Here is an 18,387-nt window from a genome sequence, read left to right as displayed (position 1 = left end):
TCCTTCCACCAGTCGAATGGGAACTGAACTCTTCGTCCCCGCACTCTACGAGTCGCTGTTCCCCGCCGGGATCAGTCGCTACGCCGTCGGGGGGCTGCTCGTCGGCCTCGGCGCCGTCGTCATCTACCTCGGCACGGGCATTACGGCCGGTGCGAGCACGTTCCTCGAGTCGACGCTGTCGTACGTCTCGGATCAATCGCGCTTCCAGCGTTATCGCGCCTCGCGTGACTGGCGGATCGTCTTTACCGTTGGAATCGTCGCCGGCGCGGCCGTCTACGCACTCACGTTCCAGTCAGGGCTGGTCTCGAGTGGGCTCTACGAGTCCGGCGCGACCGGCCAGTTGCACGACGTCGGCGGGGTTACCGTCTGGCTGACCGACGTGCAGCCGTGGCGGCTGTTTCTGGGCGGGATTCTCGTCGGCATCGGCACCCGGATCGGCAAGGGCTGTACGTCGGGCCACGGCGTCTGCGGCGTCGGTTCGGCCTCGAAAACGTCCATCGTCGGCGTGATGACGTTCCTGATCGTGGCGATCGGAACGGCGCAGGTCGCGATGGCACTGGGGGTGTCGCCATAGTATGGGCCGAAATCGACACCCTCTGTTCATGCCGCTGATCTTCGTCGGCGGCTTGCTCTTCGGCTTCGGCCTCGGCTTCAGCCACATGGCTCGCCCCGAGGTCGTCCTGAACTTCCTGCAGTTCGAGGACTTCGGACTGCTGTTCGTCATGGGTGGCGCGGCGGTCGTCACCGGCATCGCCTTCGCGCTGGTGCCGCGGCTGTTCGACCGCGCCCCGTTGACGGGCGACACCTACGGTCGACGGCTGAAATCGTTCGACCGCAACGTCCTGATCGGCGGCGCGATTTTCGGCGTCGGCTGGGGACTCTCGGGAATCTGTCCCGGCGCGGCCTACGCCAGCCTCGGCGTCGGTAACGTCACGATCGTCTGGGCGCTGGCCGGGATGTTCGTCGGCGCGTACCTTCAGGGGTACTGGCGCAGTCAGCGCGCTGCGTCCGAGACAACTCCTGCGGGCGCAGATTGATTCGTTCTCAACCGCCGACCGGGATCGACGCTATCGCCGGACAACCGAACGCTTCGACCCGTCGCGTCGTCGTCTTCCGCTGAACCCGTCGTCGCTCGAGACGGTTTCTGTCGGCGACCGGTGCCCTGTAGCTTGACGGCCGTGCTCGACGAGGAGGCTAGTACGATGAACTTCGACGAGTTCACCGGCGAAATACAGCACCGACTCGAACTGCCGGACACCGGGCGAACCGTCCGCGCGATCCGTGCGACGCTCATGACGCTCGGCGAGCGGATTCCCGATGGCGCGGCCCGGGACCTCGCGGCGTCGTTGCCGATCGAAATCAAGTGGTACATGACCGGTGCGGTCGAAGAACACGGGCAGCGATTCGACTGGCAGGAGTTCCTCTCGAGGGTGAGCGACCGGGAGGGCGATCGAACTGACAGATCGGAAGCCGCCTACCACTCGCGGGTTATCGTCGACCTCGTCGCGGCGCAGGTGCCGCCGTCGGATTTCGAACAACTCCGAAATCAACTCCCCGAGAGCGGCGACGACGAGAACTGGGGGAAACTGTTCGAAGTGGTCGACAGCGGCGGCTGGGGCGACGCACAGGAGGCACAGACCGGCGGCGGACCACAGCCGGTGGCCGGGCCGGGGGCGGACTCCGAATCGGCTGGTGCGGACGACGAAACCGAGGAGTAAGGCTCGATCCACCGCTGTCGGCTGTCGGCTGTATTCCTACCGACTGCCCGTTTCGCCCCACGATACGCGCGACGTTCCCGAGTACACCGTTTTTGCACGCTGTGTTCGAATTCGTCTCACGTGGCTCGTCCACCGATCGATTACACGGCCAGGCGGACGCGATGAAGGGCTACTATCTACGCTATTTGTCGGTTCTCGTTCGACTCCCCCGGTCGCGGTGGTCGGCCGCGAGAGATCGACGGTCCTCGCCAGCCTGTTCCGCCTGCATCTGACGCGCTTCGACGGCTGAGCGACGCGTTCGGCGCACACACGAAACAACTCTTATAGCCGCCGTTCGAACTACGCGTATGGGATTTCACACGTTCCCCGTCGAGCGCGCCGACAAACTCGAGGACCCGTCTCGCTACCGCTTTTGCTCGCGTGAGGAACTGATCGAGATGCTCGGCCTCGAGGCCGGGAGCAACGCCGACGCCGACGCCGTCGTCGCCGACCTGGGATCGGGAACGGGCTTTTACTCGCGGGACGTCGCTCCGTTCGTCGACGCGCTCTACGCCGTCGACATTCAAGCGGAGATGCACGAGCGCCACCGCGAGGAGGGCGTCCCAGAAACCGTCGAATTAGTCACGGCGGGCGTCGACTCGCTGCCCTTCGACGACGGCGAACTGGACGGGGCCTTCTCCACGATGACCCACCACGAGTACGCCACGGACGAGACGATGGCCGAACTCGCTCGCGTGATCCGCGTGGGCGGCCGACTCGTCACCGTCGATTGGTCCGCGACGGGAACGGGTGACGACGGCCCGTCGATGGACGAACGCTTCGGTCCGGACGACGTCTCGAGTCAACTCGAGGGGGCCGGATTCAGCGTCGAACGCGTCCACGACCGTCCGGAGACGTTCGCCATCGTCGCGAAACGATAATCGTTTCGCGGTTAGGTCGGCGATGCCAGTGTCGAGTTCGACGTTCTGGTCGTCGGTTTCGGATCCGTACTGAGACGACGCGAGCGCGGCCGCCCGCCACCGAGAATTTTATATTATTGTGGATATAGTACACTATCATGGAGTCAACGACGCCGGATCCACCGGTCGATAGCATCGGAATCGTTCTCGAGACGGCAGATGCCGAACGAGCCTGGAACGCGCTCCGCCTCGGACTTACGGCGCTCGAGGACGGCCACGAGGTTTCGGTGTTCCTCCTCGGGGAGGGTGTCGAAGCCGAGGAGATCACCGACGAGCGCTTCGACGTTCGCGACCGGATGGAAGCGTTCGTCGATGCGGGTGGCGACCTGCAGGCGTGTGGAACGTGTCTGGAAATTCGCAACAGCGAGGAGAGCGAGTACTGTCCGATGTCGACGATGGCGGACCTCCTCGAGATCGTCACGTCGACCGATCGCGTCCTGACGATCGGGTAGTCGAAGGAACCAACCCGGTACTCCGTCGTAATCGAACACTCGAAAAACCTCGACGTTACGCCGGGGGAACCAGCATCACGTTTCCGTTCGCTCGAGCGACGAGATCCTCCGAAACGCTGCCGAGCAAGAGCCGGCGAAGTCGACTGTGGCCCCGTGAGCCGACGAGGATCGTCGTCGGATCGACGGCGTCTTCGACGGCGAGAATTTCGTCGGCCGGATCGCCCTGTCGAACCTCGTTTCGCGTCTCGATGTCCCACTCCTCGAGTTTCGCCGCGAGCTCGGACAGTCGGGAGTCGGAGCCGTCGTCCGCCGTCGGCTCCGGGTCCTTCGGCGTCTCGACGTGAACGAGCGTCGCTTCCTGTGTCGCGTGACGCAGGTACGAGAACGTCTCGAACGCTTCTCGGGCGTTTTCGGAGAAATCGGTCGCATAAAGGATTCGCTGGAAGAGGTGCTGTCTGAGGACGGACGGCTCGTCGGCCTCGCGCTCGATTCGATTGACGATCAGGGGCGTCTCCGTCGTCCGCGCGAGATTTCGGGCCGTCGACCCGATGACCCGGTTCTCGAGTGGACTCTTTCCTCGCGAGCCGACGACTGTGAGGCTGGCACCGATCGTCTCGGCGATGCCCCGGATCCGTCTGTGTGGCGTTCCACGGACGACGTGTACCTCGACGTTGAAGCCGGCGGTTTCGATGACGCGCTCGTACTTCCGGATCGACTTCCGGCGTCGCTTTTCGAAGTCGATGCCCGGCATTCCGGCGTGGACGTTCGACGGAACGACCGTCACCAGATGGATCTCCTCGATCCCGATTCGGCCGAGACACTCGAGGCAGGTCTCGTTCTCGATGGTCGCCTCGCTGGCAGCCGAGAGGTCAGTGGCGAGTACCGCTTTCATACCGTTCGTAGGGATCCGCGGTATAATATTGTTTGGGGAGCCCAATATCGATCAGTCTCTGATTCCTGCGGAATGATTGGACGTAATAGTACTTGGCCCGCGGCGTTCGTTTGAATACCCGTCCAATGCCTGCGTACAGCCCTATTCGGAGGGTGTTTGTTCTCGACATATGTACGTCCGTATTTTTGCCACCGGTTGCTGACGGATTTATCCCGCGTGCACCACGTCGAACGTGCACGAATCGTCCCGACGTTCGCAGCGCTATATCTCCATAACGTACGCAGATATTCTCGTTGGATAGCAGTGGCATATCCTGCAGTAATATTGTGTGGCAATCCCAAAAGCGTTATACGATCACTCCGGGTAGTAAGAACCGAGTAGCATTCCATGATCCGCACACTATCGAACGCGAACGGAGGGCGAGACACGTGATCGAAGCCGGCGCGCTCCCAGCACCCGTCCAGGCAACGCTCCTCGTGGGAATCATCCTCGTTCAGGCGGTTACCCTCTACGCCGGCTACGGGGCCCTCGAGCGAGTTGCAACGCCGCTGATCGACACGATCACCAACGCACGATAGATGGAGTTCCTGGGACTCAGTGTCGCGCTGATAGTGTTGTTCGTGAGTTTCGGCTTCATGGTCGGGGTTCTCTTCGGCTTCTTCGGGATGGGCGGGTCCTTCCTGATCACGCCGACGCTGTTGCTCCTCGATTACCCCGCCTCGGTCGCGATCGGCAGCGGATTGGCGTTTTACTTCGGCACCTCCGTGATCGCCGTGTTGAAACACTACGACGTCGGCCAAGTCGACTACAAACTCGGGGCGGTCTTGTTCGTCGTCCTCTCGATCGGGATCGAACTCGGGAGTCGACTCGTCTTCGGGTTAGAGGCGATCGGAATTGCTAACCTCGTCACCGGAATCGCGTACGTCGTCCTGCTGGCGGGAATCGGCGCGCTGTTTTTGCGCCGCGCCGCCAGACTCGACGACGATGACGAGGATACCGACGAGAACGACGCAAGCGACGACGAGATCCCGGCAATCGGCCAGCAAATCCAGTCGTACGACGTGCCGCCGATGCTCTCTCTCACCTCCGGGGGTCGGGCCTCCGTGTGGACGATCACGGGCGCCGGCGGCAGCGTCGGCCTCGTCTCCGGGCTCATCGGCGTCGGCGGCGGCTTCATCCGTATGCCGGCGATCTACTACCTGATCGGGACGCCACTGACGGCCGCCGTCGGGACCAGCCTGTTCGCCGGGCTGTTCTCTGGCGCCTTCGGGACGTTCACGTACGGGATGTCGGGCGGTGTCGACCTGACGGTCGTCTCGCTGTTGTTGGTCGGCAGCGCCCTCGGTGCCCGAATCGGCTCGGCAGCAACGACGATGGTCGACGAGGACGACGTGATCGTTTACTTCGGGCTCATGATGGTACTCGCCAGCGTCGGAATCGCCCTCAGCGAACTCGCGAACTGGCTCGGGACGGACGCCCTCGACCTCGTGAGCGTCCTCTTGCTCGTCGGCTCGTCGTTCGTCGTCGCATCGATGATCCTCTACAAGGTCGTTCAGTCGACCGGATCGACCGACCCGAGCGCGCAGGTGAATCCTGACGGCGGTGACTAACGCCGTCGACGAACCGCACGTTTTGAGTCGGGTCCGGGTACTCACCGACGAACGCTCGCGTCGACCCGCCATTGGCGCTCGAGTAACAGCGGATCGCCTCTCGAGGGGGGTTGGGACGCGGCGTTTTGCACAGTTCGATGGCTACGGAACTGGCGGCAGCTCACGACTCTTCTCACCCCGACTAGACGCTTCGAATCCCCTTCTGCGGCCATTTTCGAGTCAGACGCAAGCGGAGGGGAAGAAAGCTCGCCGTCGTCGATACCTATAGTGTACAATATTGTGGAAACTATACAAACTATTAAGCCACTACGGTTCCAACGCCAAACCACGATGACCGAACACGTCTCCAAGACGAGCGCAGCACAGCCGTCCGCTCCGCGTCAGTACGTGAACAAACTCCTGGGAGCGTTCCTCGCTATCGCGGTGGTTGGCTGGGGAGCCAGCATCTTTCTCACGGCGGTGCACTTCTGGGCACTCCCGCTCCCGTCCGAGATCACGCCCGAGGGAAGCATGGCCGTCATCACGAGCACGTGGGCCTACGTCGGCCCCATCCCGCTGGCGTTGCTCGGAGCCGGCTACTACGCGACGATGATCGTCCTCGGCGGCCTCTGGCTCGAGACGAAACACGACCTGCTCGAGCGCGGAATCTTCCTGCTCACGGTCGGTGGACTCGCCGCGTCGGCGTACTTCGTCTACCTCCAACTCGGCGTGATCGGAGCGATCTGTCCGTTCTGTATGATCTCCGCGGCCGCGACGACGAGCCTGTTCGCGATCGAAGTGATCGTGAAGTACGCAGGCGGCGGGAGTATCGCGCCAGCCGTCTCGAGTACGCGTATCTGGCCGCCGCTGATGGGCGCGACGATCGCCGTGACGGTCGCGGCGATGTACGGCATCACGCTCGCACCGATTCCGGGCGTCTAAGCGGCCACTTCGCTTCGGCGTGGATGCGTTTCTCGCGTCTCGAATTCGACCGCTTTCACTCGTTGGTTAGAGTCAAACCACGTCAGAAAGGCGCTGAGGCGGCGGCGCATCGAAATTGCGCAATATTCACATAATCCTTATACCCCTGCGCCTCCTGACTACTCACATGGCGAATTCGATGGCAGCACAACTCCAGCAAGATATGGAGTGCGAAGGATTGCTGGAGTGTATTCACGGCCTCAAACAACTCGACAAAGATTGCTTTCGCGCGATGGTCGAAAGCGAAGAGCCGTTGACGATCGACGAGGTCGCAGAACGCGTCGACCGCGAGCGCTCGACGGCCTATCGCTCGATCCAACGACTGCTCCAGAGCGGGTTCATCCAGAAAGAGCAGATCAACTACGATCAGGGCGGGTACTACCACGTCTACCACCCGACCGACCCGTCACAGATCGCAGACGACATGCAGCGGATGTTGAACGACTGGTACGCGAAGATGGGCCAACTCATCCACGAGTTCGAGGACAAGTACGAACAGACCGATGCCGACGTTCCCGCACAGGGCTAACGTCCACTTTTTCACGCTGTACTTGCGCTCTCACCGATCGCCGATATGGCACACTGGCCGCCGCGACCTGTCCTCGACACTGACCGTCCGAAATCACTATCTGATCCGGACTGTGTTGGTACTGTATGAGTTCGGACGCGGCGTCACGGCGGTCGTTGCTCGGTCTCGCCGGCGTTGCGAGTCTTTGCTGTCTCGCACCAGGTACAGCCGCCGTTTCCGGCGGCGTCGCTGCCAGTGGCCTCGGTGCCGGCCTCGGGCAGGTCGCCGTGACCGTCCTCACGCTCGGCGTCATCGGTTCCGTCCTCAGGTGGCGACGCAACTGCTCGAGGTGTGAGGCGTAGCCGAACGAACCCAGACCTGCTTGTACGACCTGATCGCGGTCACTTTGTGACAAATCGCTTGAAATTTCTAATTGCCTTCTCACTCCCTCCAGCGATGAGGATATCGTTGTCGCTGACAACGAAACCTGCACTCAGATCGGTTTTCAACTCATCATCTCTCTCGACAGCGATCACTGTACACCCGGTTTGTCTGCGAAGATCGACATCGCTGAGACTTTCTCCGACGAGAGACGGTGCTTTCGAGCGAATGAACTCGAAACGCACCTGTGGGGTAACGATTTCGACTTTGTCGATCAGGTACGATGCGAGTATCTCGCCAGTAATCGTCGGAAGTGATAAGACGTAGTCTGCACCAGCGTTGTACAATTTCCAGACAGTGTCTGGATCGTCTGCTCGAGCGATAATTTCGATATCGGGAGCCAACTCCCGGATGACTAGTGTCGAGTAAATTGTCGTCGTGTCATCGTCCAAGGAAAGCACGATGGTCTCTGCGTCCTCGATGTCCACCTTCTCGTACGTTTCGGGGTTAGTAGCATCTCCGACCACATCGACCGCATCCCGATCTTCACGGTCGATTATACTCGCTGAAATACCTGATTCCTCGAGCGTCTCAGCGACGGACCAGCCGACAGTGCCGTACCCGCAGATAATGACGTGAGAGGGGTGGTGATGCGTCGGAATTGATCGGGCAGTTAGACTATCGAAATCGCTGTGTTCGCCGGCGACGAGAAGAATTGTATTCTCTTCGAGAACCGTGTCCGGGTTTGGCGAGATGACGAACTTCCCGCCGAGCCATACCCCGATGATCGTGAGGTCGGTTTGGCCAAAGATATTCGCCTCTCTGATCGTTTGCCCCGCCAGATCGCTCCCCTCTTCGACTAATAGCTCTGTGATCTCGTAGTCATTTTCGACGTGAATGACGTTCCGAAGTTTCTCAGCAAAAGAGGTCGTCGCCCGTCTACCGAAGGCATCCCCAAGTTGTTGTCGAGCCAGCACAACCTCGTCTGCGCCTGAATACTCGTGATACGATGCCGTCTTGTAGTCCCGGACGACGCTGATAATTCGTAACTCTGGATTGACCCGAAGTGCCGAGAGGATAACTGTCGGATTGGCCTCGTCGTTGACGTCCGCGACGAGCGCACGAGCGTCAGTTGCATTGGCGGCACGGAGGGTTTCGATCTGTTCTGGGTCCCCGTGAATCGCCTCGATACCGCTCTCTGCAAGTTCCGTGATCAGGTCCGGATCCTGTTCGATGAAGACACACGGTATCCCGACTTCGTCGAGTTCTTTTCTCAGCACATCATCTCGTGCCGAATGACCACAGATGATGACGTGATCGGTCAACTCGCTTGTCGTCGGTGGCTCTGTTTGGAGTCCTTGTCGGAGAAGTGGGATAGCGAACAAAGGGAGGCCCAAGAAAACGAGCAGGACACCCGTGAGATTCATTCCGATAACCAGGAAGTTCAATACAGTGCTTTCCCACGGTGCGTGGCCGCCGAATCCGGCCGTGGTTAGCGATTCGATGACAACCTGAACCGACTTATATATTGGAACCTCCTGTCCTTCAAACGTCAGCATTGCCCACCGATAAATGACAGAATACGTAAGTACAATGGCGGCGACAGCAGTAAGTGCCAATCCAATACGCCGTCTCCAATCTTCCATACGAACTCACTCTCGAACGCTTCAATAGAACTTCTGAATAAGTATGGCCGACCGACCGCTGTAAATTACTCCACTTAGACACCGTAATGACAGATGCATCTCCATTCGAGGACGTATCTCTCCACCGTATTCGTCCAAACTCCTCGGAAGACACTGCCCCTCTCCGATCGATCTTGTATTGCACAATATGCACAAAACCTTTAAACACTGTCGGCACCTACACCATCGTGATGGCAACTGAGACACAAAACGGCTCATCCGGCGCATCGCTCGAGGAACCACTTCACATCGAGAGCGAAGCCCACCTCGAGGACGTCGTGGACGACCATAACGTCGTCCTCGTGGACTTCTTCGCGACGTGGTGTGGCCCGTGTCAGATGCTCGAGCCCGTCCTCGAGACGCTGGCGGCAGAGACCGACGCCGTGATCGCGAAGGTCGACGTCGACGAACACCAGCAACTCGCGGGTGCCTACGGCGTTCGCGGCGTGCCGACGCTCGCGCTCTTCGCGGACGGCGAGCAGGTCGAACAGCAAACCGGCGCGCTGCCGGAGGACCACCTTCGCGACCTAATCGAACGCCACACCGAATAATGGGAGCAACCCACACCGAGGGCGTCTACCACGTCGTCATCGTCGGCTCCGGTGTCGCCGGCCTCTCGGCAGCCGTTTACGCCGCCCGGGCGGACCTCGAGCCGCTCGTGCTCGAGGGTCCGGAGCCCGGCGGACAGCTCACGCTGACGACGGAGGTCGAGAACTACCTCGGCTTCCCCGACGGCGTCGGCGGAATGGAACTCGTCCAGCGAGGGAAAGAGCAAGCCGAGCGCTTCGGCGCGACGTTTCGCCACGGCGTCGTCGAACGCGCCTCGCTCGAGGAGTCGCCGTTCGCCCTCGAGTTGTCTTCGGGTGACGTCCTCGAGACTCGCGCGCTCGTCGTCGCGTCCGGCGCGAGCGCCCGCTGGGTCGGCGCGACGAACGAAGACGAGATGATGGGCTACGGGCTCTCGACGTGTGCGACCTGTGACGGCGCGTTCCACCGCGGCGACGACGTGCTCGTCATCGGCGGGGGCGACAGCGCGATGGAAGAGGCGCTGTTTCTCGCGAAATTCGCCGACAGCGTCACGGTCGTCCACCGCCGCGACGAGCTCCGGGCCTCGGATATCATGGCTCGTCGCGCACGCGAGAACGAGTCGATCGAGTTCCGCTGGAACGCCGAACTCAGCGAAATCCACGGCTCGCAGGAAACGGGCGTCACCGGTGGGACGCTCGTCACCCACCCGGCGGGTCATCCGAGAGCGCGACTCGAGGACGGGAAGTCCGTCGAAACCGAACGCGTCGATGTCGGCGGCATCTTCTACGGCGTCGGCCACGTCCCGAACACCGAGTTCCTGGCGGAAACGTCGGTCGAGCGAGACGAAACTGGCTATCTGCGGACGGAGCCCGGAATGGCGACGGAAACCGCCGTCCCCGGCGTTTTCGGCGCGGGCGACGTGATGGATCCCGACTATCGACAGGCGATCACGGCCGCCGGAACCGGGAGCATGGCCGCACTCGACGCCGAATCGTGGCTCGAGGAGCGAGCGCTCGAGGAGGAGTCGACTCCCGCCGCGGCGCTCGAAGCGAGCCAGTAACCGACGGTCGGCTCAGTATCCAGAACGCGCCGCCACCGCTCCAAAAACACGCTTGTACAAAAGGTACAATTCTCCGCCTGCCGACCGCTGGTCACCGAATGAATCCTCTCGCGCTCGAGTTCACGGCGAGGGCTGTTCGCCCTCGAGGTTCTCGGTGAACGTCTCGCGAACTTTCTCGACCTTCGGTGCCGCGTGCATCGTACAGTAGGCATCCTGTGGATTCTTCTCGAAGTAGTTTTGGTGTGCTTCTTCGGCTTCGTAGAACGTCTCGAGTGGCTCGATTTCCGTCTCGATACCCTCGTAGAGCCCCTCACTCTCGAGTTCCGCGGCGAAGGCCTCGGCGGTCTCGAGTTGCTCGTCGCTGTGGGCGTAGATCGCCGAGCGATACTGGGTGCCCACGTCTGGCCCTTGTCGGTTCAACTGGGTCGGGTCGTGGACCGTGAAGAACACCTCGAGGAGTTTCTCGTAGCTGATCTCGTCGGGATCGTACTCGAGTTGGACGACCTCCGCGTGGCCGGTTTGGCCGGCACAGACCTCGCGATAGGTCGGATCGTCGGTGTGGCCACCGGCGTACCCGGAGGTGACCGACTCGACGCCCGCGAGTTCTTCGAACGCCGCTTCGATACACCAGAAACAGCCGCCGCCGAACGTCGCTCGTTCCATAGTCTCCCTAGACCGTCCCCGAGGAAAGGTGTGACGGGTTAGCCGGCCGTCGCGTTTCGATTCGGCCGACGCGAGAAACTCCGAGGCTGAACGCGTCCGCGTGTCCGTCTGAACCAGCGCATGCAGGGGACGCGTACATATCGCTCACCGGTGGGAGACATTGCGTACTCGAGCGGTGTGGCCCAGCGAGAGGGACGAGACGCACCGACGGTCTCTTCGACAAACGAGGCTCGTCGCAGCTCTAGTTTCAGCTCCCGTACCTACCGCGCCAACCGGAGCCCGTCGACCGACGCGAAGAGAATCTCACCCGGTGTTCGTCCGCTCGAGCCACTCGGACACAGCAACTCACTATGAGCACCATACCACGTCGTAAACTCCTCTACGGACTCTCGGCTTTGACAGGAATCGGGTCGCTCTCTTTCGCGGCGAGAGTGGGCATCCCGTCGATATCGGATTCGGAGTCGAGTTCGGATTCGAGTTCCGGGGCTCGAGGAGGCGAATTCGATCCGGCTGTCGACGGCTTCGGCTTCGACAACTTTTCGACGCCGTCCGAGCCACCGGAGCCGAGTGCGCTGCTCTCTGCTCGCGACGTTCGAGAGTATCTGATCGCATCCGAGAGTTCCGTCGTCCAACCGGTTGAAGCGAACGCCGGGTTCGATCGATCGATCGGAGCGATCGCTGACGAACTCCACGCGAATGCCAACCGGTTATTCGGGATACGAGGGTTTTGCTTCGGGATCGCGATGGCGTCGCAGTGGTACTTCGAAGCGCCATCGGCAGTCCCCCTCGAGCACGACTCGGTCAGCGAGATCACCGACGTCGACGAACCACTCGAGGAGTCCAGTTCGCCCGTCCGGGAGGACATCGAACGCTTTCACCGGAGCCAGTTCCTGTACCCCGAAACGTGGGCCGAACGGTGGGTGCTGCTTCGACCGGAGTTCATCGACTACCAGCAACAGGCGAGCGAGATTCGTTCGGCGATCGACACGATCGGATCAGCGGGGGTAACGATCAGCGGAAGTGACGTCCTCGACGGTCATTACCTGCTCCTCTACGACTACGACGCGGACGACGACAGCATTACGTTCACCGCGTACGATCCGAACGACGACGCCGACGAGCACGCCGAGTTAGACGAGCCACACACGATCGGTATCGATACGACCCGTGGAGAACCGCTCATGGGCACGTACGAGGGGGAGTACGACCGATTTCTCTTCACTGACACAGATCGCTCCGTTCGCCAGAACGTCGAGTCGACGTAGACGCAGTCTCACCGAGCGATTTCTCGACGGTCAGAGCGTCTTGTTGGACACGTGGCTCGAAATCCACTCGTCAACTTGCGCTGTGGTTTCCTCAACCGTCGCGTCGGTCGTCTCGATGACCGTGAAGTCCTCGTCGTCTGCGGTATTTTTGAACCATTGATTGAACTCTACTTGGGCGTCGATGTCGGATTGGTCCATCGCAAACTCACCGGGATGGCGTCCCGAGGGACGAGCCCTTAGTCGCCGTTCTTGCTCGTCCTCGTCACAGACGAGAACGAGATAGTGAATCTCCGAGAAGCACTCGTGTTGTGGGTGTGCTTCGATACTCGCGGGAACGCCGAGCCCCGCTCCGAACAGAACCGGCGGGCGTTTCGATTGGGCAATATCCCGACAGAGGCGAAGCCACGTCTGAACGTACCAATCGATTTCGTCCCAGAACTCATCGCGCCACACGACATCCGAATCGAGGAGCACGGCATCGTCACGCGTTCCGCGAAGCTCGTGGAGTACCGCTGATTTCCCGGTCCCACCTGCTCCACTAACGATGAGCAGCGGCTCTTGGCGGATCGATTGTTCGTGTCCACACTCCGGACAGACGACTACGGACTCCCCTGAATCGACCGCCATATCGAGGTGAACCACTCCACAACCGGGGCATTCATCGAACATACCGACAGATTTCTACTCTGGCACCATGACCTTTATCTACCGACTGAGAACTCACCATCCGTACATTTCTAGATTCGCTGATCGAGTCGATTAGATCCCGCAATGAGATAGACTGGCCGAGGCGTTTCCTCGAATCCGAGACTGTACCACTCCCTCCTGTCCACTACGGCGTCAGAAGATGTCGGAAGTGGGGACCGACATCTGATTCCCCTGACGGGGGTGATCGGTGGATGTGCCAAGACCGTGGTGCGATGTCTCGACAGGCGGGCGGGTTCGTGATGTCTCAGAATCACTACCGGCAACGACAGTGAGGTCTGCCCGCCGGCTACCTCCTTCGACCATCGAAGATTAAGCTTACTGGCCGCCCAGACACGAGAGACTTGATAAAACGGTGTCTCGGAAGATTCGAAGTCGTCAGGTCAGGGCTCGGTGAACTCGGAGTGAGTGGCGTGTATCGAACCGACCAGCGGTTCGGTGCCTGAACGTCCTTCACTCGAGCACGAGCGTACGTTGCTCGAGTCAGTCGTCGATTTCGTCGACCGTCCAGCACAGCAACGCCCCGTCGTCGATCCGCTCGACGCGCTCGAGCGCGAGCGACGGAAAGTCTTCGACGAACCCCGCGCCGTCGGCCAGCGTCGGCGCGTCACGGCCGCCGATGACGGTTCCACCGACGTACATTCGGAGTTCGTCGACCAGTCCGCACTCGAACAGCGAGAAGATGAGTTCGCCACCGCCCTCGACCATGATTCGCTCGAGGCCCTCCTCCTGTAGCCCGGCGAACGCCCGGAGGAGGTCGACTCGGTCGTCGCCGGCGCTCACGAGGTTCGCATGGTCCGTGAGATTCGCGCGTCGGTCCACGGGGGCGTCGTCGCTCACGCAGACGTACGTCGGAGCCGCGTCGTCGAGAATCGCGGCGTCTACTGGCGTCCGTCCGCTCGAGTCGACCACGATCCGGGCGGGCTGTTCGGGTCGGCCGTTTTTTGCCCGTCGCTCGCACAGGGCTTCGTCCTTGACTGTCAGGTGTGGATCGTCGGCGAGAACAGTTCCGACGCCGACCACAATAGCGTCGCTTTCGGCTCTGAGTCGGTCCATGCGGGCGAAATCGCTCTCGCCGCTGATCGCGACCTGCTCGCGCTTCCGCGAAGAGAGTTTGCCGTCCGCGCTCGTGGCGGCGTTGACGACGACGTGCATACGTCGTGCTGTGGTAGCGGGCCGTAAAGAAGCTATTGCGGTCGCGAGAACGCGGCGGCCAGTCGTCTGCTGTCGACAACGACCTATGAGAATCGGCTCGATTAGGCCACTTCGACGTCACCGACCATCGTCCCCTCGTGGGGCTCACAGACGTACTGTGTCATCTCGTCGGTCACTTCGTCGATCTCGAGGGTCTGCGTTTCTCCTTCGTCGCCCATCAGGTCGGTCTCGTAGCCGTCGACGACTTCGTCGTCATCGTCTCGAATCTCGATGTTGTGGTCGACGCCGTCGATGTTCTCCCACGTAATCTCGTAGGACTCTCCTTCTTCGAGGGTGAGCGTCGGGTTCTCTTCGTCGGCGATTTCGTCCGGTGCGACGCCGGTCCAGGCTTCCGTTTCGCCGTCGAGTTCGATCTCGCCCGGCTCGATCGGTTCGCCGTTTCCGTTCTCGTCGTTACCGTTCTCGTCGTTACCGTTCGCCGGTTCGTCTTCGCCGTTCCCGTTGTCGTTACATCCAGCCAGCGCCGCCGGAAGGACGGCGACTGCGCTCAGTTTGAGCATTCGCCGTCGGGTTGGTGACTCGTCTGGTGACATGCTGTATACACGTTATCCGCGCCATTTCCATAACCTGCTGCCTGGCACTCTCAGGGCTGCAAATTCCGGCATTTCGCTGTTTCAGATGGTGTCTCGTGTTGTGTAATACCACGATCTCGAGGAAGCGACCGCGTTCGGGCACTCGATTCGCTCACCCGCTCGCTCCGTTGCGCGAACGCTTTTTAATCCCCCACCCGAAAAGCCACTGATGGAACTCGACAAGCATGCTGAGGATCTCGCCTCCGACCTCGGTGTTGACAAAGAGGAGGTCACCGCAGACTTGCAGAATTTGGTGGAGTACAGCGTTCCCATCGACGAAGCCAAACAGAGCCTTCGACGCAAGTACGGCGACGGCTCGAGCGGTGGTGGCGGCGCTCCCTCGAGCAAGGACCTCGGCGACGTCACGCCCGAGGACGGGAACGTCACCGTCACGGGCGTCGTGTTGACGGCCGGAAAACGCTCGATTCGTTACCAGGGCGACGATCACGTGATCGTCGAGGGGCGCCTCGCCGACGAGACCGGCGCGATCGATTACACCGCCTGGGAGGACTTCGGTCTCTCGCCGGGCGATACGATCACGGCGGGGAATGCGGGCGTCCGCGAGTGGGACGGCGAACCCGAACTCAACCTCGGCGAGAGCACGTCCTTGTCCTTCGAGGAGGAATCGCTCGATATCCCGTACGAATCCGGCGGCGAATCCCAACTCGCCGACCTCCACACCGGCGACCGTGCCGTCACCGTCGACGTCACCGTCACGGACTGTGAACGCCGGACGATCGACGGCCGCGACGGCGAGACCGAAATTTTGAGCGGCGTCGTCGGCGACGAGAGCGGCCGACTACCGTTTACGAACTGGGATCCGGTGCCCGAAATCGAAGACGGCGGGACGGTCCGCATCGAGAACGCCTACGTCCAGGAGTTCCGCGGCGTCCCCGAAGTCAACGTCTCGGAGTTCTCGAGCGTCACGCCACTCGAGGCCGAGATCGACGTCGGTGCCGACGCGACGACGATGAACGTCGGCGACGCCGTCCGAACGGGTGGCATCTACGACGTCGAACTCAGCGGCAACGTGATCGCCGTTCGCGACGGCTCCGGGCTCATCCAGCGCTGTCCCGAGTGCTATCGCGTGGTCCAGAAGGGCCAGTGTCGAACCCACGGCGACGTCGACGGGATCGACGACATGCGCGTCAAGGCGATCCTCGACGACGGCACCGGCGCCGTCACCGTCGTCCTCGACGACGATCTGACCGAACAGGTCTACGACGGCACGCTCGAGGACGCCCTCGAACAGGCCCGTGAAGCGATGGACCAGGAGGTCGTCGCCGACACGATTCGCGATCGAATCGTCGGCCTCGAGTACCGCGTGCGCGGCCACCTCTCGGTCGACGAGTACGGCTCGAATCTCGACGCCGAGTCCTTCGAGGAGCGAAGTGACGACCCGACGGCCCGTGCACGGGCCTTCCTCGAGGAGGTGGACGCATGAGCGCCAACGGTGACGACGGCGAGGACATTCCCGGGCGAGAGATCGCCTACCGGCTGTTCGCGAAAGAGTACGACGACGCGTCGTTCTCCTACGCCGAGAGCGACGAGGAACGCGCGCCGAACTACGTCATCTCCCCGACGGGAGCGCGACTCAACCGCATCTTCGCGGTCGGCACGCTGACGGAAGTCACGTCGGTCAACGACGAGATGGTTCGCGCCCGCATCGTCGATCCGACCGGCGCCTTCGTCGTCTACGCCGGCCAGTACCAACCCGACGAACTCGCCACCCTCGAGCAACTCGAGGCCCCCGAATTCGTCGCGGTGACGGGCAAGGCTCGCACCTTCCAGCCCGACGATTCGGATCAGGTCTACACCTCGGTTCGCCCGGAGAGCATCGCGACGGTCGACGCCGACACCCGCGACCGGTGGGTCGTCAGCGCGGCCGAACAGACGCTCGAACGTATCGGCACGTACGCCGCCGCAGCCGACGTGGCTGCCCACGGCGACGATCTGAGCGACGCGCTCGCGGCCGTCGATACCGACGCTGGCCTCGCCGCAGGTATCCCGCTCGCACAGGACCACTACGGAACGACGCCCGCCTACCTCGCAGATCTTCGCGAGTGCGCCCTCGAGGCCGTCGAAGTCGTCGCGGACGAGCGCGATCAGGTCGGCACGCACGATTTACAGCCCAGCGATTCGAGCCCCGAGACCGACGCGACGTTCTCCTCGCTCGCCTCCTTCTCGAGCGTCGACCTCGAGCACCTCGAATCGCTCGCGGGCACCGACGCTGCCGATGGAACGCAACACGAAACGGCGGAGAGTGAACTCGAGGCCGATTCCGAGCCCGACGCCGAGGTGGCCGTCGCCGGCGAGAGCGAGTCGATCGATTCCGGATCGGCCGCCGGCACGGCAACCGCGACGGATCGGGAGGCTGCATCCGAAGCCGAATCCGACGCAGCCGATCCGGTCGAGGAGACGCCGATCGAAACGGACGCCGAGACGACCGACGATTCGACCGAGGGCGACGACACCGTCACGGCCGACTCGAGCGACCTGTCCTCGGAATCCGAACCCACCGATGCCGAGCCAGCGAGCGGAGGTGCTGACGCTGCGGCGGATGCGGACGACGACCTCGGCGATTTCGACGCCGGTGACTCCGGAATGTACGAGATGGACGACGACGAGCGCGAACAACTCGAGGAGGAATTCGGTACCGAGTTCACGACCGGCGGCGAGGTCGACGATCCCGGCGAGGCGGATATCGACGTTCCAGAACCCGAGGACGACGGGGCTGACGACGCGTCCAGTGAATCTGCTGCAGAGAGCGTCGACGCGTCGACTGACGACGATGACGACATCGGCGAGCCACCGGAATCTGGGCTCGAGGCGGAGGCGGAACCCGAACCCGACCCAGCGGACGAACCTGACCTAGCGGACGAACTCGAGGAGGGAACCGACGCTGCTGAGACCGAAGAAGAGACAGCGACGGACGCTGCCGACGCTGACGACTCTGCGAGTGAGGACGAACCCGCTGGCGAGGACGACGACGCCGCCGACGACGTCGACTTGCAGACGGCCGTCGTCGAGACGATGGAAGAACTCGACGACGGCGACGGTGCCGACCGATCGGAACTCGTCGAAACCATCGCCGACGAAACGGGCGTCGCCGAGGGCGACGTCGAAGACGCGATTCAGGACGCGCTCATGGGCGGGCAGTGTTACGAACCGGACGACGAGACGCTCAAGGCGATCTAACCCCGTCCTCGAGCTT

21 protein-coding genes are annotated in these 18,387 nt (G+C 62.0%); 15 read left to right on the top strand and 6 right to left on the bottom strand.

Annotated features, from left to right (window positions below):
- Window positions 1–16: 16 nt before the first annotated feature.
- The 5 genes from BB347_RS16695 to BB347_RS16675 all read left to right on the top strand — a co-directional run bounded on the left by BB347_RS16695 (window position 17) and on the right by BB347_RS16675 (window position 3,129).
- The gene (locus BB347_RS16695) at window positions 17–574 is read left to right on the top strand and encodes a YeeE/YedE family protein (RefSeq protein ID WP_076583557.1); all 558 of its coding nucleotides are present in this window, start codon (window positions 17–19) and stop codon (window positions 572–574) included.
- A 1-nt stretch (window position 575) separates the two neighbouring features.
- Window positions 576–1,037: a YeeE/YedE family protein gene (locus BB347_RS16690; protein ID WP_170872023.1), complete on the top strand. Its 462-nt coding sequence runs from the start codon at window positions 576–578 to the stop codon at window positions 1,035–1,037.
- Between the two features lie 165 nt (window positions 1,038–1,202).
- Window positions 1,203–1,718, top strand: a complete 516-nt coding sequence (locus tag BB347_RS16685; RefSeq protein WP_076583652.1) for a DUF2267 domain-containing protein — start codon at window positions 1,203–1,205, stop codon at window positions 1,716–1,718.
- A gap of 347 nt (window positions 1,719–2,065) precedes the next feature.
- A complete protein-coding gene (locus BB347_RS16680; protein WP_076583554.1) occupies window positions 2,066–2,638 on the top strand; it encodes a class I SAM-dependent methyltransferase in 573 nt (190 codons plus the stop codon).
- A gap of 137 nt (window positions 2,639–2,775) precedes the next feature.
- On the top strand, window positions 2,776–3,129 hold the full coding sequence (locus BB347_RS16675) for a DsrE family protein (protein WP_170872022.1): 354 nt from the start codon (window positions 2,776–2,778) through the stop codon (window positions 3,127–3,129).
- 55 nt (window positions 3,130–3,184) lie between these two features.
- On the opposite strand, the gene BB347_RS16670 is transcribed toward BB347_RS16675, so the two are convergent.
- Window positions 3,185–4,021 (bottom strand): universal stress protein, encoded by an 837-nt coding sequence (locus BB347_RS16670; RefSeq protein ID WP_076583553.1) that lies wholly within the window; start codon window positions 4,019–4,021, stop codon window positions 3,185–3,187.
- A gap of 428 nt (window positions 4,022–4,449) precedes the next feature.
- On the opposite strand from BB347_RS16670, the gene BB347_RS19440 reads away from it, so the two are divergent.
- The 5 genes from BB347_RS19440 to BB347_RS16650 all read left to right on the top strand — a co-directional run bounded on the left by BB347_RS19440 (window position 4,450) and on the right by BB347_RS16650 (window position 7,461).
- Window positions 4,450–4,599, top strand: coding sequence for a DUF7512 family protein (locus BB347_RS19440; RefSeq protein WP_168170975.1), 150 nt, complete (start codon window positions 4,450–4,452; stop codon window positions 4,597–4,599).
- Window positions 4,600–5,631 (top strand): sulfite exporter TauE/SafE family protein, encoded by a 1,032-nt coding sequence (locus BB347_RS16665; protein ID WP_076583551.1) that lies wholly within the window; start codon window positions 4,600–4,602, stop codon window positions 5,629–5,631. It begins immediately after the preceding gene.
- A 330-nt stretch (window positions 5,632–5,961) separates the two neighbouring features.
- The gene (locus BB347_RS16660; RefSeq protein ID WP_076583550.1) at window positions 5,962–6,552 is read left to right on the top strand and encodes a vitamin K epoxide reductase family protein; all 591 of its coding nucleotides are present in this window, start codon (window positions 5,962–5,964) and stop codon (window positions 6,550–6,552) included.
- Window positions 6,553–6,718: 166 nt separating this feature from the next.
- Window positions 6,719–7,120 carry a helix-turn-helix domain-containing protein gene (locus BB347_RS16655; protein ID WP_076583548.1) on the top strand — a complete coding sequence of 134 codons (402 nt, stop codon included), beginning with the start codon at window positions 6,719–6,721 and terminating at the stop codon, window positions 7,118–7,120.
- 125 nt (window positions 7,121–7,245) lie between these two features.
- The gene (locus tag BB347_RS16650; RefSeq protein ID WP_076583546.1) at window positions 7,246–7,461 is read left to right on the top strand and encodes a hypothetical protein; all 216 of its coding nucleotides are present in this window, start codon (window positions 7,246–7,248) and stop codon (window positions 7,459–7,461) included.
- 39 nt (window positions 7,462–7,500) lie between these two features.
- On the opposite strand, the gene BB347_RS16645 is transcribed toward BB347_RS16650, so the two are convergent.
- Entirely contained in the window at window positions 7,501–9,126 is a 1,626-nt protein-coding gene (locus BB347_RS16645; protein WP_076583545.1) for a potassium channel family protein, read from the bottom strand.
- A gap of 230 nt (window positions 9,127–9,356) precedes the next feature.
- Here BB347_RS16645 and trxA point away from each other — a divergent pair, with 230 nt between their 5' ends.
- Entirely contained in the window at window positions 9,357–9,716 is a 360-nt protein-coding gene (gene trxA / locus BB347_RS16640) for a thioredoxin (RefSeq protein ID WP_076583543.1), read from the top strand.
- Window positions 9,716–10,753 (top strand): NAD(P)/FAD-dependent oxidoreductase, encoded by a 1,038-nt coding sequence (locus BB347_RS16635; RefSeq protein ID WP_076583542.1) that lies wholly within the window; start codon window positions 9,716–9,718, stop codon window positions 10,751–10,753. The genes trxA and BB347_RS16635 overlap by 1 nt, the downstream gene beginning before the upstream one ends.
- A gap of 120 nt (window positions 10,754–10,873) precedes the next feature.
- Here the strand turns inward: BB347_RS16635 and msrA are convergent, their stop codons facing one another.
- Window positions 10,874–11,416, bottom strand: a complete 543-nt coding sequence (msrA, locus tag BB347_RS16630) for a peptide-methionine (S)-S-oxide reductase MsrA (RefSeq protein WP_076583539.1) — start codon at window positions 11,414–11,416, stop codon at window positions 10,874–10,876.
- A 350-nt stretch (window positions 11,417–11,766) separates the two neighbouring features.
- Here msrA and BB347_RS16625 point away from each other — a divergent pair, with 350 nt between their 5' ends.
- Complete coding sequence (locus BB347_RS16625; protein ID WP_076583538.1) at window positions 11,767–12,681, top strand: hypothetical protein; 915 nt, start codon at window positions 11,767–11,769, stop codon at window positions 12,679–12,681.
- Window positions 12,682–12,711: 30 nt separating this feature from the next.
- Here BB347_RS16625 and BB347_RS16620 read toward each other — a convergent pair whose 3' ends face one another.
- The 3 genes from BB347_RS16620 to BB347_RS16610 all read right to left on the bottom strand — a co-directional run bounded on the left by BB347_RS16620 (window position 12,712) and on the right by BB347_RS16610 (window position 15,134).
- Window positions 12,712–13,308 (bottom strand): P-loop NTPase family protein, encoded by a 597-nt coding sequence (locus tag BB347_RS16620; RefSeq protein WP_076583536.1) that lies wholly within the window; start codon window positions 13,306–13,308, stop codon window positions 12,712–12,714.
- A gap of 561 nt (window positions 13,309–13,869) precedes the next feature.
- Window positions 13,870–14,541 (bottom strand): 2,5-diamino-6-(ribosylamino)-4(3H)-pyrimidinone 5'-phosphate reductase, encoded by a 672-nt coding sequence (locus BB347_RS16615; RefSeq protein ID WP_076583535.1) that lies wholly within the window; start codon window positions 14,539–14,541, stop codon window positions 13,870–13,872.
- Window positions 14,542–14,642: 101 nt separating this feature from the next.
- Entirely contained in the window at window positions 14,643–15,134 is a 492-nt protein-coding gene (locus BB347_RS16610) for a cupredoxin domain-containing protein (RefSeq protein ID WP_076583533.1), read from the bottom strand.
- A 208-nt stretch (window positions 15,135–15,342) separates the two neighbouring features.
- Here BB347_RS16610 and BB347_RS16605 point away from each other — a divergent pair, with 208 nt between their 5' ends.
- Together BB347_RS16605 and BB347_RS16600 are read left to right on the top strand one after the other, a co-directional pair.
- Window positions 15,343–16,617 carry a Single-stranded DNA binding protein gene (locus tag BB347_RS16605; RefSeq protein ID WP_076583532.1) on the top strand — a complete coding sequence of 425 codons (1,275 nt, stop codon included), beginning with the start codon at window positions 15,343–15,345 and terminating at the stop codon, window positions 16,615–16,617.
- Entirely contained in the window at window positions 16,614–18,371 is a 1,758-nt protein-coding gene (locus tag BB347_RS16600) for a hypothetical protein (RefSeq protein ID WP_076583530.1), read from the top strand. The genes BB347_RS16605 and BB347_RS16600 overlap by 4 nt, the downstream gene beginning before the upstream one ends.
- The last annotated feature ends 16 nt before the right edge of the window (window positions 18,372–18,387 follow it).

This window comes from Natronorubrum daqingense, assembly GCF_001971705.1.
GTDB lineage: Archaea > Halobacteriota > Halobacteria > Halobacteriales > Natrialbaceae > Natronorubrum > Natronorubrum daqingense.
The sequence above is the reverse complement of the archived record's forward strand: the minus strand, read 5'-3'. Positions and strand labels throughout refer to the sequence as shown.

Excerpts from the sequence above, each read along its gene's own strand:
- BB347_RS16620 (WP_076583536.1), bottom strand. The coding sequence starts at position 13,308 with ATGGCGGTCGATTCAGGGGAGTCCGTAGTCGTCTGTCCGGAGTGTGGA.
- BB347_RS16605 (WP_076583532.1), top strand. The coding sequence starts at position 15,343 with ATGGAACTCGACAAGCATGCTGAGGATCTCGCCTCCGACCTCGGTGTT.
- BB347_RS16650 (WP_076583546.1), top strand. The coding sequence starts at position 7,246 with ATGAGTTCGGACGCGGCGTCACGGCGGTCGTTGCTCGGTCTCGCCGGC.
- BB347_RS16665 (WP_076583551.1), top strand. The coding sequence starts at position 4,600 with ATGGAGTTCCTGGGACTCAGTGTCGCGCTGATAGTGTTGTTCGTGAGT.
- BB347_RS16645 (WP_076583545.1), bottom strand. The coding sequence starts at position 9,126 with ATGGAAGATTGGAGACGGCGTATTGGATTGGCACTTACTGCTGTCGCC.
- BB347_RS16610 (WP_076583533.1), bottom strand. The coding sequence starts at position 15,134 with ATGTCACCAGACGAGTCACCAACCCGACGGCGAATGCTCAAACTGAGC.
- trxA (WP_076583543.1), top strand. The coding sequence starts at position 9,357 with ATGGCAACTGAGACACAAAACGGCTCATCCGGCGCATCGCTCGAGGAA.
- BB347_RS16670 (WP_076583553.1), bottom strand. The coding sequence starts at position 4,021 with ATGAAAGCGGTACTCGCCACTGACCTCTCGGCTGCCAGCGAGGCGACC.
- BB347_RS16690 (WP_170872023.1), top strand. The coding sequence starts at position 576 with ATGGGCCGAAATCGACACCCTCTGTTCATGCCGCTGATCTTCGTCGGC.
- BB347_RS16600 (WP_076583530.1), top strand. The coding sequence starts at position 16,614 with ATGAGCGCCAACGGTGACGACGGCGAGGACATTCCCGGGCGAGAGATC.
- BB347_RS16635 (WP_076583542.1), top strand. The coding sequence starts at position 9,716 with ATGGGAGCAACCCACACCGAGGGCGTCTACCACGTCGTCATCGTCGGC.
- BB347_RS16695 (WP_076583557.1), top strand. The coding sequence starts at position 17 with ATGGGAACTGAACTCTTCGTCCCCGCACTCTACGAGTCGCTGTTCCCC.
- BB347_RS16685 (WP_076583652.1), top strand. The coding sequence starts at position 1,203 with ATGAACTTCGACGAGTTCACCGGCGAAATACAGCACCGACTCGAACTG.
- BB347_RS16680 (WP_076583554.1), top strand. The coding sequence starts at position 2,066 with ATGGGATTTCACACGTTCCCCGTCGAGCGCGCCGACAAACTCGAGGAC.
- BB347_RS16615 (WP_076583535.1), bottom strand. The coding sequence starts at position 14,541 with ATGCACGTCGTCGTCAACGCCGCCACGAGCGCGGACGGCAAACTCTCT.
- BB347_RS16675 (WP_170872022.1), top strand. The coding sequence starts at position 2,776 with ATGGAGTCAACGACGCCGGATCCACCGGTCGATAGCATCGGAATCGTT.
- msrA (WP_076583539.1), bottom strand. The coding sequence starts at position 11,416 with ATGGAACGAGCGACGTTCGGCGGCGGCTGTTTCTGGTGTATCGAAGCG.
- BB347_RS16660 (WP_076583550.1), top strand. The coding sequence starts at position 5,962 with ATGACCGAACACGTCTCCAAGACGAGCGCAGCACAGCCGTCCGCTCCG.
- BB347_RS16625 (WP_076583538.1), top strand. The coding sequence starts at position 11,767 with ATGAGCACCATACCACGTCGTAAACTCCTCTACGGACTCTCGGCTTTG.
- BB347_RS16655 (WP_076583548.1), top strand. The coding sequence starts at position 6,719 with ATGGCGAATTCGATGGCAGCACAACTCCAGCAAGATATGGAGTGCGAA.